The organism is Priestia endophytica (assembly GCF_026790145.1).
GTDB lineage: Bacteria > Bacillota > Bacilli > Bacillales > Bacillaceae_H > Bacillus_I > Bacillus_I endophytica_A.
Genome location: NZ_JALAMS010000044.1, coordinates 1 through 15,508 on the forward strand (window position 1 = coordinate 1; position 15,508 = coordinate 15,508).

Sequence of the window (15,508 nt, forward strand, 5' to 3'; positions counted from 1 at the left end):
CTCATCTTTTATAGGAAAATGAGATTTATTCAAACTGGAGCCCACTCTTTTTATATGGGGGATGAAGAGCAAGTAGACTTTATAATGGTCAAAACACTCGTATAACTTCTTTTGAGAGGAGAAGTGGCTGATTATGTATATTCCAAAATATTTTAGGGTCACAAATGTTGATGAAATATGGGAATTTGTTCAAGAAAACTCCTTTGGCACGTTGGTCACAACAAAACAGGGGAAACCCATTGCCACTCATTTGCCCTTGCAGTTAGTGAAAGAAGGAGATACTTACTATATAACAGGGCATGTCGCTTATGGGAACCCTCAATGGAGAACATTTGAAACCTATGAAAATGTATTGGTGATGTTCCAAGGACCACACGCTTATATCTCTTCTTCTTGGTACAAGCAGGAAAATGTGCCAACATGGAACTATCAAGCTGTACATGTATATGATACAGCTTGCATTTTGAACGAAGAAGAGTTAAAACAGGACCTGACAAAGTTGTTGCAAAAATACGAAAAACATCGTAAGAATCCTGTTTTATGGGATAAGCTTTCTCCTGAAGTTTTAGAAAAAGAACTAAAAGGGATTGTTGGATTTAAGATTAAAGTACAAGAAATTCAAGCTGCTCATAAACTAAGTCAAAATCACAATGAAGAGGACTATCAGAATATTGTTAATAACCTCTATAAAGAAAAGGATTTGAATTCTCAACAAATGGCACAGTTGATGGAGAGGAAGTTAAAAAAGGATAAATAAGTATTATGTTTCTTTTTTAAAGATTTTTTCTTTCTTAGATGAAGTTTATCAAGAAGCGTACTTAAATGATAAATAATTTTTCCATAAGAAAACCAGAGGAACCCGAAATGTCCCTCTGGTTTTTTATAAAATATTAAGACTAGCATTTCGTAGGAACTAAAGGACATTACATATTAGTCATATAAAATATGTAGCGCCCTTTTATTTATCTATCTTTTTTTAATTTAGGTCTTGATAAAATTTTATCAGGTAGATCAGCATATTCATACACTTTACTTAAATCTAAATTTGCATATTTATTTTCTTTATTACCTATAATATCTTTAAGACCTCTAATGCTAACTGCATGTTGACTACTCCTGATATAAAGGTCGAACAAAAAATGCCCTCTCAAATGAGAAGGGCTTTTTCCGTGCTCATGGATATACAAAACGAAAGTACCATGTGGGTAGCTATCCCGGAAGGTCCATAACCTTCTATACAAATATATAAGTTAATTTAAAAAATAGACATAATTTAAATAAAAAAAGAACCCTCTTGCGATGAAAAGAGGGTAGGAATAGATGGTCTAGGAAACCGTATTATTTCAGCTTAATGGGAATCGGTTCGTGTTATTATATGGGGTTTTCAAGTAAATGTGCAAGGACCGTATATAAAACGGGTAGGTAGCCTATACTATAAAAGAACCTTCAACATTTCTGAAGCTGTTCTGCTGACGAAAACCAAAAAGCCCCTACTCGCAATGAGCAGGGGCTTTAATAATGACGAATATTTACGAAAGGGGGGTTAGTTTCCCAATAGGAATTATATATTAATAACCACTATTGATAAATAAACTTTTTTAGTTGCAATGAGTGTTTTTTTACCTTTTATATAATATTTATATACTTATACTTATATTCAATGTTTATTCTACTTTTTTTAATACATAATCATGTTTCAAACAATGAGCAAGCATAGCATCTAAAAATTTCCCGCTCGCTCTTTTTATTCAAATATTCTAGGCACATCTTATAGGTTGTTGTATAGGATATAGAAGTAGCAGTAGGGGAATCGCGGTTCACCTCCAATGAATACAGTTCCAGTTTCCTACTGCTACTCCTCATAGTAAAAAATGAACTTTTTAAAACTCCCATCCAAACGGATGGGAGCTTTTTTATTACTTAAATGAACGTAATGTAAGTTTGCCATTAAATAATAGATACTACTGTTATTTACGCTTCTTTCACATAAATCGTCCAGCCATACTCTTTGCGAAATTCCTCCGCAAATTTTTCAGCTGTATCTTTCCCCGTGAAAGTTCCTGTGACAATTCGATAAGTTGGGTTTAAGTCTGTACTATCCGCCTTCTCATATGTTAACCATCCATAATCCTTTTTCAAACGTTCAAGAGCTTCTGTTAGAGCTTCTGCATTAGGAAAAGCACCTGTCATAAGACGATATTTACGAGTGTCTTTTGGAGTTGTTACTTCTTTATAAACCTCTTCTAACTTCGCTAAAGTATTCTTCCCAGCAATTCCATCAACAGCTAGACCATATTTCTTTTGGAAACTCTCAACAGCCGCCACAGTTTCATCCCCATAGTGACCATCAGCGCCGTATTTCGGTAGTGGGAATCCAGCCTTGATTAACTTCTGTTGAATTTCTTTTACTTTTGGGCCGCTATCTCCCTTTTCATAATAAGCTTTCGGTTTAGGTTCATAAGCCGGGTTGTCATTTTCCCCTTCCTGTAAACCTAAGTATTTGGCGATACCACGGGCGTGAGCCTCACCTACTGCTTTCACAAAATCATTATCTTTCAGCTTAGCTGCATCCTGTTTGGTATCGATGAACAAGTTTTCCGTAAGAACAGCGGGCATTCTCGTTTCACGCACTACAGCCAAGTTCTTTTGTTTCAAGCCGCGATCTGTGACTTGCCCAAATGCTCTCATGGTGGTAAGAATCTCATCATGTAACGCTTGTTGAAAACGTCTGGTTTCTCCTTTTGCGCCTGGAAATGCGAAGGTTTCAAACCCTGTTCCGCCACCAGCATTAATATGGGCGGATACAAATACATCAGCTTTCCAATCATTAGCTTTGCGGGCCCGTTGAGAGAGTGAATAGAAAACATCGGTAGAACGAGTAAGTCCTACTACTACACCTTTATAGTTCGCTTCTAAATACCGTTTAGCATACAACACCATGTCCAATACTAATTTCTTTTCCTGTAAACCATTCGCTACCGCCCCTGGATCATGTCCACCATGTCCCGCATCTAACCATATACGTTTTGTCATCTTTTATACCTCCTTGCTAGTAATCTATGTATAGTACATAGATTTTGTAAAATACAAATGACTATTTTAAAGTAACTTTTTCTCTCTTAAAGCTACCTTTTGAGCCTTACCTTTTTTAGTAATGAAGTTATTCTTCCACCAAGCTGCAATAGACGTTACAATCGTAAGGGCGATAGAACCTACTAAGTAGATGCCATCCACAAAGCTTGTGATTTGTCCTTCTTCAACTGGAATGACTGGTTTCCCCATCATAATTAAGGTTTGGTTAATTAACGCAACAAAAAGAAGCACGCTACGAATGAGTGTGCCTTTATCGATTTTTTTCATTTGTAATCCCTCCTATTGTAGAACGTTATAAATAATCCCGATGGCTCCCCCAATAAAGCCGGTACTAATCGCTGTAATAATAGCCCCCATAATTGTACGTTTAATCTATGTTGTGTTTTCGTTAATATTGTCTGGTGTTCGGTTAATAGCTGAAATTTGTTCATCATGCCGAATTGTAGTGCTTTTTAATGCAGCTACGTCTTTTTCTAATGTTTTAATATCGTTCTTCATTTCTACAATATCTTTCTCGTAAGAATTCACTGGGCTTCCCTCCGCTAACTGTGACATGGATATTCCCCTCCTAATAAGATTTTGGTTGCTATTTATTCTGTATCTTCTAGGTGTTTTTTCAAAAGGTCCTTTACTTTTTGTTTGATTTTTGCTCTAATTGCTTCTTTAACTCTTCATTTTCTTTTTGTAGAGTCAAAATCTGATTAGTTAATACCTTTTGTTGTACCGCCATTTTACCAATTACCGAATATAAATTAATTTGTTGATCGTTTTCCAAGCTCATTTCCTCCATTCGATTCATTAATAATAGATTCTAATTCTTTGATTTTTTCTTCAGGTGTTTCTTTATCAGTCATTCGCTTCTTGCGTATTAGGCTCGGTTGTATCTCTACCATCATTTTGAGCCTCCTTTTCTAACTCTACAATGTAAACAACATCACCTGTATAAGAGTCATTAGAAGACGTTTTAATCGACATAAAACGGTGAAATAGAAAATCAGTTCCGTTGTAATACGGCATATTGATACCATCTAAATACGTAACGTCTAAATGGTATTTATATTTCCCGTCAGCTATCACAATATATAAATCATGCAAAGCCTCAACCTCATCATCGAACACAAGATTAAAAGAAGATTCCTCAATTTTTTGATTATCAAGTGTTCCTGTACCAATGGTTATTTTTTCAGCCGATTCCTGAAGAGCGACCCCTTCCATAAGGTGACCATTATCCACTTTTTTAACTTCTATCATGTGTTTTCCCCTCCCTATTTCGGCTCATACAGAACCATTAGGCGAACGGTAATTGTGTAAGTGACAGGTGAAGTTGTTGCTCCGTTATCCACTAAGTACACCCTAAATCCTGACGAACCTTGATTGTATACCCTAGCATTAAAATGAATTGAGTTTCTACCATATGGTTGCGCTATAACCATATGAATTTTGTTAGCACTTGCGAAAGAAATGTCCTTATATACAAATTGTTGACCTTAGGTAATAGTCATATCTGTGTCACCAAAATGCATAACAGACGAGCCATTTCTTGCCCCGTATAGATTAGTCAATTCAGTACCGACGCTTGTTAATAATGGGGTATAATATGAACCGTTTGCCGCTTTCATATTTGTTTGTGGAAGCCAAGCTTTATCTGTATAAATTCCTGCGTATGTTTCGCTACTTGAATTAGTATCCACTTTAACTAACTGATTATTACCTCCTGCTCCATCCCCTTTATATTGCCAAACCTCAAAACCAAAACGGCTGTCACTGTTAGGCACTGCGTTATCCCTGCCGGTTTGGACAATAACACTAGACCGATTTGTACTGTTTGTATCTGTATAGTTATTAAGCGACATATAGGGAACAAGGCCGTTAGCTGTGCCACCTTTTCTTGTTGATTTTAAAACTAGCCTTCCTTTATCTAAATCATCTGAACCTGACCCATATATCCGTTTGTCTATTGTTGTAATCCATGAATATCCAAGAATTTGTATGCTCTGCAATGGTTGGCGACTCAAAACCAATTGCACGATAATCTAAAGAGCTTGAAAAATCCACCCCTTTTGTACTGTTTGAACCAACAACAGAATCACGAATATAACCGGCCTTTTCCCCGTCTACACTGCTGTAGAACCAAAGGCCACGATAATCTATAGAAATAATAGCTTCTTCACTTTGAAAGCTTTTTAAAGAACCATCCACAAGTTCAACTCCGCCCACCAGCACCGTTATCTTGAATGATGTTAACCCCTGTCATGGTTCCAGTACTGATCTTATCAGCGTCAAGATTTTCGATTTTCGCATTTGTAATAGCCACATCTTGAATTTGTGCTGTTCCTACGGCTAAGTTTGCAATCTTAGCATTCGTAACCGCTAAGTTTTGAATAGCCGCTGTTCCTACAGCTAAATTAGCGATTTTAGTATATGTGACGGCTGAATTTGCTAACTTTTCTGCATCAACCGCTAAATCTGCTAATAAATTAGTAGTGACAGCCCCGAACATGATTTCATCTGTTATAATTCGTGCGGTTTGCGCTATCACTTCATCACTGAAGCCACTAGCATGGCCATGAGTGTTAACCCCTCTGACTCTGTAATACCATTGTTGGTTCGTGTCCACTAAGTGAGAAAAACCGGATGACTTCCCTCTATGAAGTAGATTTGAAGCATCAGGCGTAAATCCTCGTACTTGGGAACCGTAAACCTCATAGTCACAACGAATAAATCATTTTGGAATGTCCAACTTAAAATAACGGTTTGGAAGCCGCCATCAGCTGTTAAAGTTGGTGTATCCGGTACTTCAACAGGGTCTTCAACCTTATCCCAAATCCCTTCACGATCATTTAATGTATTTTTGATTTTTTCTATTTCAATATCTTGGTCGTATAGGTCGATAAACTCGCTCATCTCAATTTTTCCAACTTGGTCAGGGTCAGACACATCATATTCTATAGAAATGATTCTAACTTCAACTTCAATTGGGTTAGCAAAATTACGATCTATAGCAAAGTTGGTATCTCCAAGTCTTGCTTTTTCAAACTCGTACCCTTCTAAATCTCCAAGCATGAAGCCATTTATTTTAAAGTTGACTAACGGTTTCTTTTCCAGCTGTAGACGTCCCCAAGTATCTAGGAGTAATAAAGCTGGGTCTTCTATTTCCCCATTTTCATAAAATCCATATCTATGTCTAAGTGAACCATCAGGATTTTTATGACCATATTGAAGCAACGCATCCGGGTCGCCTACCCATTCTTGTCCTAGTGGCTTGTCTACTGGGTCACCATTAGCAACAGACCATTCCACATCAGCAAACGTTATTTTTCTTGTATAGCCACCGTCTTCGGTTTGGAGACTTTTCCCCCGACCATATAAGGCGGTTTTGACATAAGATTTTTCCTCTCGTTCAATATCCATAATATCTTTGTCAATTTCCCAATGCTTCCCGGTATCCGAGCCCCGTCTAGTGAGTAGATCTATAAATCTTCCAGTTATTTTATTGTTTGAAAACTCGATTCTATCCCTAAACTCGCCGCCCCACGTATCAATAATGCTCTGAATAGCATCTTTGACATTTATATAGTAAAAATTCGTTGAATTAATCTCTAGTGAAGCGATTGTACCACGTTTCCATCTGGTATTAACTAAGGCCCTGTCTAGAGCATCTGCTTCTGTTGTATCGTATGGACGAACATCTTCAATTGGTTCATCTTCTAGCTCCATATAAGACGATTCACAAATTGCACGAATATAAGGGCCGTCTTCCCCGTCCTTACCGTTTGTATCTTTAATAACAAACAAACGAAAATAACCATCTTTATTCTTGAAAGCCACTTGGTTTTCATTTTCTACATATTGAGCATCAGGATGATTGGCAGGCACTTGGAATTCAAAGCTAGCCCCTCTATTTAGTTCTTCTTTAAAGTATTGCTTCCCAAAAAGGGCAAGCTTCGTCTGCATTATTAGATAGAATAGCCAAAAGGCTGTCATAGGGGTCAAACACCCATAAATCACTCATATTTTCACCGCCAATCATACATATCTAGGAGAATATTTTAATACCGAAGTTGATAACGTATTGTTTTCGATCGTTAATGTATTAGAGCCTTTGTCTAGGTCAAACCAATTTGAAGAAAAATCTAGTGTAGGCATCTAAACAACGCCATTTATCGTGATTTTCTGCTTACTGAAGTTAAGTTCTAGCACATCCGAGCTTACAAAAGAATAAATAACCCTTACAAATTTGCCATCTGACGCTTTTGTAATCTTAAAGTCATTGGCTGCTGCTATGAATGTTATCGTTATGATAAAATCACTATCTTCAACGCCTGGGGTAGTAAAATTAAAGTTTTTTGTACTGTCTGTATTTACGGTTCGTTCTGCTCCATATTTGAACAGGTCAGGGCAGATGAAATTCAAGGATCCTGAACCTTTAAAAATAAATTCTTCTCAATCCGGTTTACCGCTTATAATTCCGTAATACGTTTTGTTAGCTTCATCAGAAAAAACAAGAGCTTTAGGTTCTTTCACGTATAAAAGGTTGTTTAATGTATCAACTTATTGTCTCATTTCTACTAATGAAGCTGTCAAAAAGTCAAATTCAATTGCAAGTGGTCTTTCTGGTATTCTTCTCTTTACAAAATAAGAGCCGTTACGCCCTCCAATAGATTGTGTTGTTGTCTCAAATGTAAGAAGGCCTCGCCCCTCTACATTCGTTACTTTAATAGGAAGCACGTTTCCGCCATATGTTATTGTAAAACTCCACGTATTCGCCCCCTAAGATTTCTTAATGTCCTATTCTTTTGACTAACTCGTTCTTTTGTAACAAATTCAATCATTCCTGAAGTCTCATAGTTTCTTAATTTGATAACAGCCTACACATCTGAAGGGAACGATGCCCCTCCTCAGTAGAACCACTTGTATTCATAGCTGTTGCGCCACTTGAAGCAACGCCAATCGTAGGAAGGGATGCCATTTGACGTTTCACGTTCGGCATGGCTCTTGTTAAGCTGTCTGAAGTAGGCCCCCAAAAGTCCAAGTGATCTAGGTCTGATAAAGGCCCCACTTTTGCAGGAGAGAACGGCAGGAAGTCACGAACCTGCTGAGCTAACCAGCGATCTTGTTTAAGTACATATGCTGAATTCTGAATACCTTTAGCCATCATTTCAACTAAACCTCTACCAGCTTTGTAAAAAGTTTTGCCTAAACCACTGATAAATTTGACAATGCTTTGAAATGTTTTAGAGAAGATGTTGCCCACTTTAGAAGCTCCTGAAGAAAATGCTGAAGACATTGAACTCCACACCTTGGAAGCTCCACCTTTGAATACAGTTGCTAGCGTTTTCACCCCTCTTCCAATTTCACCCAGGAATTTCAACAAGCCAATCTTTAAATGCCTTTACAACTTCAGTCTTATTCAATAGAGAACGTCCAACAGATTCATAAATACGCTCATAAGAACCTTCTCTAAAAACAGAATCAATAAATTTTTTAATGAGTTGCCCATGTTTTCATTCATTTCTGCCTCAGATAGTTTTGTAAGGTCTCTTTTCTTTGATTCTTCGTATTCTTTAGCAGAGACTTGCAAAATCTCCCCATATTTTTGAATAGATTCGTCATCATAATTGAGGTTGTAATCCACTCCATTAATTGTGAAGACTTGAACCGGCTTATCAATGTTTAAAATAATGTTTCCCATGTTAAAAACTCCTTTTTCATTAAAATAAGGCGCTCCGCTTGGAACACCTTTTCACTTCAATAAGGGTCAAATTCAAATTTATCGATGGTAATTTCGTGTTCTTTTCCGTTTTGTGGGGCTTTCCCATCTGATAACCATAGATTAATTCTAGGTGTTTCATGTCCCGCAGGTGGCACATCTACTCCCTTATATGTCCATTCGTTTATAATATATCCATTTGATGGCGATTCTTTATAAAAGCCATGTAAAGAGCGAAAATAAACTTCTTGGGGTGTCCACTTAAATTCATGAGTTGTAGATTCACCGTTTAAAGTTGTTTCAAAACGGCGCACATTCCCATCTTTTTCATGCGGTTGAATCACATATTGACTATTTTTGTAGGTAGGATCCACATTTCCCCACTTACTAAATTCAATATCGATTTCACGGTGTGCGTATTTATCGTCCGTATCATCATACGTATATAACCCTAGTACCACCTGAGGATCTAGGTTATCCACTCGTCCCTGAATATAAAATCTATATGTGCCATACCCTAGTGATTGTACATTTGTTGCTTGAGCACATTCCCATCTCTTTAACGTGTCATTATACGTAGTCTTTAAGTGAAGTTTTCCTTCTTGATCGACATATGCATTGTTTGGATTAAAATAGTTTGGTCCAGGTCCGATAGGGCTGTTCATCCTATCCTTTGTAATCCACTCATACCCGCTAAACTGAATTAAACCCACATTAACAACTCCCTACATTACTCGGGTATTATAAACCGTATTGATTTAAATATTCCGTCATTGTAATTACGTCTAATTGTTCTTTCTTTTCGTAAGCATAATCGACAACTTGTTGAAAGTTCGATGTGAGATATTCTGTTGATGTATTAGCCGTATCAGTAACCAATATATGATTAAGAAAAACTAATGTTCCACCAGTATTAATAATTTCATCAATAGCAGCTGTAACCTGCGCGATTGTAACAGTATTAATTAAATTTTTAATCTTGATTTTATATTTATTGCTAGGCTGTCCGGGTTCAGGAGCTTCCACAATGGAACGCGCCGCCCGCCCTACGTTTATTCATAATGGACATATCAACTGGAAAGCCACCTTGTGGGTATACTGTAATGTTTGAAGCCCTTGTAAATCCATTTTGATTCAACTATTCTTCACCTTGTGTAATTTCGCTATCCGCTGTGTTAGCATCAACCGTTGAAAGGTTAACATGATTGTAAGTGTGATTAACTAAACCCCAACCATCATCAGACGTGAAAATCAATTGAGGCTGTTGTGTTTCGTCTCTACTGAATTCATCCCATATAACAGATGTATTAGTAGCCGTTGCTTCAATACGAATTTGCATAGATACAATGTCATTAGTTAAAGAGCCACTTCCTGTTACAGAAAAACAACTAGTATCAATATAAAACTTGTTCCAGCCTCCTACACATTCCCCAGCGTTGATAACATAAGAAAGGAAATTAGCATATCCTATATCGTTTGCGAGATATACGGTCATTTTAGAGAAGGTTTTGATATTTTCAATATAGACACTCAATCCTAAAACTTTAAATCCTGCTAAATTAAAATTGACGTTTTTTCTTGAAAAAGTCGGCGTTCCATCTGACGTTAATTTTAACTTTCCTGTACCTGGATCAACTGTTTGTTCTAAGCCGCCTTGCAAATTCCAATTCGATGCATCTAAAAAGTTTTGAACAAGCCGCCCTTTTTGGAACCCTCTTTGAACTTCATCGGCTCTATTTTGTGCTTTTTTCGCCTTGGAATAAGAAATAACGTCCATTAAATCATCCTCCATTGCGTTGTATCGCTCATATAGACGTTAGATGTATCTATTTCGAAGAAGGTTGTCCCTTTTTTTAACGGTTGTTGGGTCTGGCTTTGTATCAGTAGATAGGCCGTATAACTCCATATCGTTTCCTGATAGTTTAGTTCGTGTTGTGGGCTTGCCGTCAGTATCCTGATAAGCAGATGTAAGTACTGTTCTCCTATTATCCGTATCTTGGTTTAAGAATCCCATTTTTCACGCCTCCTTTATAAAAAGACAATTCCTAAGAATCGCCTTCGTTTATAATGCTATACCGCCCAAATCGGCGGCCTGGTTAGGGAGTTGTTGTAGGTACTGGATCCGTTACTTTTGGCGCTCCATTAAACGAGATGGAAACAGAAATTTCACTTTTCGCATCCGCATCACCACTAGCTGGAGCGATTCCGGTTAACGTTGCTGGACCTTCGAAAACATATCCTGTTGAATATCCAGGAGGCGCTGGTAGGTTTAAGTCCGCTAAATGGAACCTCATTCGCGCCGCAAAGGTACGTCTAAAACATTCTTGAATCATATCCATATGAAGTAAATTAATCTCACAAAAGACAACCGAATCTAAAGACATACCTGTAACAGCTTTAACACTGTCGGCCTTTCCACCGCCTTTGTAATAGACTTTCTTCAGCCCTCTTGGCGTATGGATTTCTAAATGGTCGCCATTTTCATCATGTTTGACTTTGCATAGATCACCAAAGATATGTTTTAAGCCTGTTCCATCACCTTCAATAAAAAGCCTGTAAGCTTGTTCTTGGTTATAAGCCACAATTAAATGGTTTTCATCAGGTGTAACCGTTAAATAATAAGCATATCTAAAATGCCCTGCTGTTGTTTTCCCACTTCTGGGCGTCCCTTCCGATACTTCAAGCGTATAGTTAAAAGGCGCTCTAATTGTTTCTAATTGCTTAGATGAAAACTTAATCATCACCATTCACCGCATTGATAAGAGCATTCAACATAGAAGGGGCTTTAGTAGCTCCTTTGAGAAGCTTAGTGCGTTCTTTAACAAGCTCAGTATCAACCTTGATTTTCTCAATGTCAATACCATCTTTACTTGTTCATTCCGACTTTCTGTTTTTAAGCCAAAAAATAGCCGCCGTTGTATCTGGGGTGACTTGTTTCGTAACTACTTTGGTGACAACTAATTCTTGTTTGCCTGTCACGGCGCTTTCCATGACCTCTTGTGTAATCTCGTCATATGGAAAACACTGCTTCTTATGCCACTTCTGCAATGCTCTTGCATCTTCATCTCCCTCTATATTTATATTTTTGTATAATTCATTTTTTGTAAAACTTTAACTTAGTTGTTATTATTTATACCCTTATTGCCTACATGCAATAAGAAGGGCTTCGATATATTGATAGAACTCTTCGGTCTCACTACCTTCCCTGCCGTCAATAGTAAAGTCCGTGAAGAATGATTTACGAAGAACAGTACTAAGCTCTAATTGCAATCCCATTCCGCGAGTAGTTTTATTAGCTATATTGTTGGGGTCACTACCAGAAAGTGGGTCTTTCTCAGGAAGGATTTCAGCACTAAACCCTGCTTCAGTAAGACTTTTATAGGTCTTTAATTTTAGTTCAGAATCAGCGCCACCAATCTTAGTATGCTTATTTGTTAAATCTCCATGTCCATGAAAAGAAATACAATAGTCTGAGTTAGACACTAATTCTAATGCTGACGGTTCGTCAAAATTTGTTGATGTAATATGAAGGACACTATTACCTGAAGACTTAATCCCTTCAAATAGGTAAGAAGTACATGATAATTTATGCGCTAACTCTAATGCCAATTCAGATGTTCCACCTTCAATACCCCCACCATGAATAGCTATTGCGATACTTTTACTCTCTTTGACATCAGTACGAATCTGATAATCTACCCCATAAACCTCATTCTCTGCCAGCTCTTCAAAATTGTCATATGTGTCTGCCATCTGTATCTAAATCCCTTCTCAATATAATTAATGAAGTCACAATTTTACGACTTCTGTTATAATTCTTTCGATAATATCTATTTAACTATCTTATGTTATATATTTTATATTGTGTTATAGTCATGCGTCTTATAGATAATGCCTTGTTCATCTGGAACCACCTCTATAACACTGTCCACTATAAATAATGAAGCTATCCCACCTGGAATATTCAATTTCCAAGGATAGAATGAACTTAGGTCTACAACATCACTCTCTTCCCCAGGTCGCTTCAAACATGTAGCCTATTCAAATATCCTAGGGACATCTTTTTCCTTTAAATGAGGGTACGTTTCTAAAATTAGCTTTACAGTAGGTTTGCAAACCTTAATTCGAGTCTTCATTCCGCTACCTCCATTTATAGAACGAGAGGACAATGCCCCTTGCTGTTATTACCAAGCTTCTGATACGGCGATAAAAGGTTTACCCTTCCAATATTCTTGAACAATCCAACCTACAGAAATTTTGTCTTTCATTTTTTCATCTTTCCAAACCTTATACCTTATGTTCAAAAGACAATTCTGCTACTTCCTCATCTTTATAAAGGTCATCATCCTCTATTCCTGTTAAGCCTTTATACCATTCCTTAGCTTCTTGTAAGGAAAAAAACCGATACCGCATCACATTCACAAATTTGAAAAACCTTTACATTCCCTGCTTCCACTGTTCACTCTTTTCTCTTCATCAAAGCTTGATAACCCGCCATAGGAAAACTATTTTCATTCATGATTACTCCTTCTTTTTTTAGAGAAGGGGCCGAAGCTCCCTCACCCTTTATGCTGTACCCGTGATCTTTATCTTCCTGTACTTCGTTCTGGGGCGCTTCCTCTTCTGCCGGAAGACCTACATATATTTGAGCACTTAACTCCTCTTGTGAAGGTTCTTGTGCTTTTTCTGGTTGTTCTTCTTTTGGCTCTTCTTGAGGAGCTAGCACTTCGTCTTTACCTTCTTTCCATTCTGCCCATTTTTCAGCAAGAGGAGCAACTTTCGCGCGATACTCGTCTACCAGTTCAACGATCTTCCCAGAAGAAATGTCTAACTCGTTTGCAATCTTCATATACGGTTAGCCCTCTGCTTTACGTTTGATGATTTGAGGCATATCATAAGCAAATTCATTTTCGAGTTGTGGAGCAAGGCCACTTGGGATAAATTCATCAACTACAGCTAACTCAAGCTCACGTTTTTCCCCTTCTGTTTTGATTTTTTCTTTTGGCAACCCTAAATCAGCTTCTAATTGTTCTGCTTCTGGCTCCACCTCTGAAACAATACCTTTATCGTCCGCTTTGTACGTTGTAATTGGTTTGCTTGTTGCTGCATTTAAAGTAACGTTGTAATTTACCACTTGAGATTCAATAGAGCAGTTTACCTTGCAATCAATCATGTTCATAAGCGTTTCAATTTTACCTTTTAAACCACCGTCTGTTACTTCTAATACGATTTCTTGCTTTCCATCTGGTTTAAGATTGATTTTTTTAATCACCGGTTTGAATTATGAATATGACATAATATAATTCCTCCTAGAATGTTAGTTTGATAGTAAAGACATTTGTTTTTGTTGAACTTCTAAAGGTTTAACCATAACTTCTACCCGCGGTGTTTCGCTGTACCATTTGCTAATATGAAGATCTACTACTTGGCTATCATCTTTCCAAATCACTTGATTCAGTGCATCCTTTACACCCTTAACATAGTTATCAACATCTGGCTTTGTAACAGGCTCTTAGCCTTTACATATAAAAAATTTATAAAAAGGAGTTAGAAAAATGGCTAAAGAAAAAGTAAAGAAACCAATTCAATTGAAGCTGGGGTTGACCCTCTTACAGGAAAAAGAAAACAAATTACAAGAAGAGGTTTTGCAACCAAACCAGAAGCCATAGAAGCTGCGAGAGAACTAGAAAATAATTCAGCCCATGGTGTGAATGTAGTGGATAATAAGATACCTTTATCTGATTATCTAATTAAATGGCTAGATATTGTGGCAAAGAGAAAAGTTAGAGAAACGATTTTTGTAAATTATGAACGAGTAGTTCATAAAAAAATTAATCCCCTTCTTAGTCATATTAAATTTAATGATTTGAAAAGCGCTCAGTGCTAAAAGTTTATTAATCACCTTTCCGATGAGGGACTGTCTGAAAGATATATTGAATATATCTATACCGTTTTTTATGGAGCTATGGAAAAAGCCATTGACTGGGATTTAATTCTCAAGAATCCTCTAAGAACTGTAGATATTCCAAGAGGAAGAAGACGTAAATATGTAACTTGGAAAAAAGAAGAGCTTTTGTGATTCTTAAACTTCGCAAAATTTGAGAATGTGCATTATCATGCTCTGTTTTTTGTTTGCAGTTACACAGGACTTAGACGTGGAGAAGTTTTAGGTTTGAAGTGGGAAGACTTTGATTCAGAGGAAGGAACTCTTCATGTACAAAGAAACTTAATTTACGACAAGTTAGGATTCCGTTTTGGACCATTAAAAACAGAAGCTTCTGACCGTATTATAAAATTAGACGATTCTATTATGAATGTACTTAAGCTTCAGAAGAAGCGACAAGCAGAAATGAAATTACTCTTTGGGGCCAGCTATGGAAAGGAAGATTTAATTTTTTCTCGTGAAGATGGTCAACCAATCTATCCAAGAACTTTAACTACGATTTTTAATCGAATAGTTAAAAAAGCAGAAGTTCCGAAAATTGGGTTCCATGATCTTCGTCATACTCATGCCACTTTATTATTAGAAGCTGGAGTTAGTTTGAAAGAAGTTCAAGAAAGGTTAGGTCATTCTAGCATAAAAATGACTGGTGATATTTATGCTCATGTAACTAACACGATGAAAACAAATAGTGCTGAAAAGTTCAGCCAATACATGCAAAAAACAGCTAAAGTCAAAATGTGGTCATTTTGACTTTAGCTGTT

23 protein-coding genes and 5 pseudogenes are annotated in these 15,508 nt (G+C 37.1%); 4 read left to right on the forward strand and 24 right to left on the reverse strand.

Going from position 1 to position 15,508, the window contains the following annotated elements; all coding sequences use genetic code 11:
• Positions 1-105 (forward strand): annotated as a pseudogene (locus MOC86_RS23220) (GNAT family N-acetyltransferase); the annotation flags it as partial.
• A 28-nt stretch (positions 106-133) separates the two neighbouring features.
• On the forward strand, positions 134-757 hold the full coding sequence (locus MOC86_RS23225) for an FMN-binding negative transcriptional regulator (protein WP_268586310.1): 624 nt from the start codon (positions 134-136) through the stop codon (positions 755-757).
• 1,214 nt (positions 758-1,971) lie between these two features.
• Here MOC86_RS23225 and MOC86_RS23230 read toward each other — a convergent pair.
• The 24 genes and pseudogenes from MOC86_RS23230 to MOC86_RS23335 all read right to left on the reverse strand — a co-directional run.
• Complete coding sequence (locus tag MOC86_RS23230) at positions 1,972-3,033, reverse strand: N-acetylmuramoyl-L-alanine amidase (protein ID WP_268586311.1); 1,062 nt, start codon at positions 3,031-3,033, stop codon at positions 1,972-1,974.
• Between the two features lie 66 nt (positions 3,034-3,099).
• Positions 3,100-3,360 carry a phage holin gene (locus MOC86_RS23235; protein ID WP_268586312.1) on the reverse strand — a complete coding sequence of 87 codons (261 nt, stop codon included), beginning with the start codon at positions 3,358-3,360 and terminating at the stop codon, positions 3,100-3,102.
• Between the two features lie 12 nt (positions 3,361-3,372).
• Positions 3,373-3,648: pseudogene (locus tag MOC86_RS23240) on the reverse strand (hemolysin XhlA family protein).
• Positions 3,649-3,721: 73 nt separating this feature from the next.
• Positions 3,722-3,868, reverse strand: a complete 147-nt coding sequence (locus tag MOC86_RS23245; protein ID WP_268586313.1) for a hypothetical protein — start codon at positions 3,866-3,868, stop codon at positions 3,722-3,724.
• Complete coding sequence (locus tag MOC86_RS23250) at positions 3,846-3,986, reverse strand: hypothetical protein (protein ID WP_268586314.1); 141 nt, start codon at positions 3,984-3,986, stop codon at positions 3,846-3,848. Before MOC86_RS23250 ends, MOC86_RS23245 begins: the two co-directional genes overlap by 23 nt.
• Positions 3,940-4,344 (reverse strand): hypothetical protein, encoded by a 405-nt coding sequence (locus tag MOC86_RS23255; protein ID WP_268586315.1) that lies wholly within the window; start codon positions 4,342-4,344, stop codon positions 3,940-3,942. The genes MOC86_RS23250 and MOC86_RS23255 overlap by 47 nt, the downstream gene beginning before the upstream one ends.
• A gap of 236 nt (positions 4,345-4,580) precedes the next feature.
• Positions 4,581-5,093: a hypothetical protein gene (locus tag MOC86_RS23260; protein ID WP_268586316.1), complete on the reverse strand. Its 513-nt coding sequence runs from the start codon at positions 5,091-5,093 to the stop codon at positions 4,581-4,583.
• Positions 5,017-5,292: a hypothetical protein gene (locus tag MOC86_RS23265; protein WP_268586317.1), complete on the reverse strand. Its 276-nt coding sequence runs from the start codon at positions 5,290-5,292 to the stop codon at positions 5,017-5,019. The genes MOC86_RS23260 and MOC86_RS23265 overlap by 77 nt, the downstream gene beginning before the upstream one ends.
• 4 nt (positions 5,293-5,296) lie before the next feature.
• Complete coding sequence (locus tag MOC86_RS23270; protein WP_268586318.1) at positions 5,297-5,710, reverse strand: hypothetical protein; 414 nt, start codon at positions 5,708-5,710, stop codon at positions 5,297-5,299.
• Entirely contained in the window at positions 5,710-7,077 is a 1,368-nt protein-coding gene (locus MOC86_RS23275) for a phage tail spike protein (protein ID WP_268586319.1), read from the reverse strand. The genes MOC86_RS23270 and MOC86_RS23275 overlap by 1 nt, the downstream gene beginning before the upstream one ends.
• A gap of 42 nt (positions 7,078-7,119) precedes the next feature.
• Positions 7,120-7,506 (reverse strand): annotated as a pseudogene (locus MOC86_RS27545) (phage distal tail protein).
• A 30-nt stretch (positions 7,507-7,536) separates the two neighbouring features.
• Positions 7,537-7,629 (reverse strand): annotated as a pseudogene (locus MOC86_RS27550) (distal tail protein Dit); the annotation flags it as partial.
• Between the two features lie 15 nt (positions 7,630-7,644).
• Positions 7,645-7,821: a hypothetical protein gene (locus tag MOC86_RS23280; RefSeq protein WP_268586320.1), complete on the reverse strand. Its 177-nt coding sequence runs from the start codon at positions 7,819-7,821 to the stop codon at positions 7,645-7,647.
• A gap of 124 nt (positions 7,822-7,945) precedes the next feature.
• Positions 7,946-8,380, reverse strand: coding sequence for a hypothetical protein (locus MOC86_RS23285; protein ID WP_268586321.1), 435 nt, complete (start codon positions 8,378-8,380; stop codon positions 7,946-7,948).
• Positions 8,381-8,503: 123 nt separating this feature from the next.
• Positions 8,504-8,785, reverse strand: a complete 282-nt coding sequence (locus MOC86_RS23290; protein WP_268586322.1) for a hypothetical protein — start codon at positions 8,783-8,785, stop codon at positions 8,504-8,506.
• 56 nt (positions 8,786-8,841) lie between these two features.
• Positions 8,842-9,516 (reverse strand): glycoside hydrolase family 16 protein, encoded by a 675-nt coding sequence (locus MOC86_RS23295; protein WP_268586323.1) that lies wholly within the window; start codon positions 9,514-9,516, stop codon positions 8,842-8,844.
• A 28-nt stretch (positions 9,517-9,544) separates the two neighbouring features.
• The gene (locus MOC86_RS23300; RefSeq protein WP_268586324.1) at positions 9,545-9,829 is read right to left on the reverse strand and encodes a hypothetical protein; all 285 of its coding nucleotides are present in this window, start codon (positions 9,827-9,829) and stop codon (positions 9,545-9,547) included.
• Between the two features lie 112 nt (positions 9,830-9,941).
• Positions 9,942-10,580 carry a hypothetical protein gene (locus tag MOC86_RS23305; protein ID WP_268586325.1) on the reverse strand — a complete coding sequence of 213 codons (639 nt, stop codon included), beginning with the start codon at positions 10,578-10,580 and terminating at the stop codon, positions 9,942-9,944.
• 39 nt (positions 10,581-10,619) lie between these two features.
• Entirely contained in the window at positions 10,620-10,817 is a 198-nt protein-coding gene (locus MOC86_RS23310) for a hypothetical protein (protein ID WP_268586326.1), read from the reverse strand.
• 82 nt (positions 10,818-10,899) lie between these two features.
• The gene (locus tag MOC86_RS23315) at positions 10,900-11,544 is read right to left on the reverse strand and encodes a phage tail tube protein (protein ID WP_419146672.1); all 645 of its coding nucleotides are present in this window, start codon (positions 11,542-11,544) and stop codon (positions 10,900-10,902) included.
• A gap of 397 nt (positions 11,545-11,941) precedes the next feature.
• The gene (locus MOC86_RS23320) at positions 11,942-12,556 is read right to left on the reverse strand and encodes a poly-gamma-glutamate hydrolase family protein (RefSeq protein ID WP_268586327.1); all 615 of its coding nucleotides are present in this window, start codon (positions 12,554-12,556) and stop codon (positions 11,942-11,944) included.
• A 706-nt stretch (positions 12,557-13,262) separates the two neighbouring features.
• The gene (locus MOC86_RS23325) at positions 13,263-13,652 is read right to left on the reverse strand and encodes a hypothetical protein (RefSeq protein ID WP_268586328.1); all 390 of its coding nucleotides are present in this window, start codon (positions 13,650-13,652) and stop codon (positions 13,263-13,265) included.
• 6 nt (positions 13,653-13,658) lie between these two features.
• Complete coding sequence (locus MOC86_RS23330) at positions 13,659-14,075, reverse strand: hypothetical protein (protein ID WP_268586329.1); 417 nt, start codon at positions 14,073-14,075, stop codon at positions 13,659-13,661.
• Positions 14,076-14,120: 45 nt separating this feature from the next.
• Positions 14,121-14,312 (reverse strand): annotated as a pseudogene (locus MOC86_RS23335) (RusA family crossover junction endodeoxyribonuclease); the annotation flags it as partial.
• A gap of 120 nt (positions 14,313-14,432) precedes the next feature.
• Between MOC86_RS23335 and MOC86_RS27555 the strand changes: the two are divergent.
• A complete protein-coding gene (locus MOC86_RS27555; RefSeq protein ID WP_268586345.1) occupies positions 14,433-14,690 on the forward strand; it encodes an Arm DNA-binding domain-containing protein in 258 nt (85 codons plus the stop codon).
• Positions 14,691-14,909: 219 nt separating this feature from the next.
• The gene (locus tag MOC86_RS27560; RefSeq protein WP_268586330.1) at positions 14,910-15,497 is read left to right on the forward strand and encodes a site-specific integrase; all 588 of its coding nucleotides are present in this window, start codon (positions 14,910-14,912) and stop codon (positions 15,495-15,497) included.
• Positions 15,498-15,508: the final 11 nt, after the last annotated feature.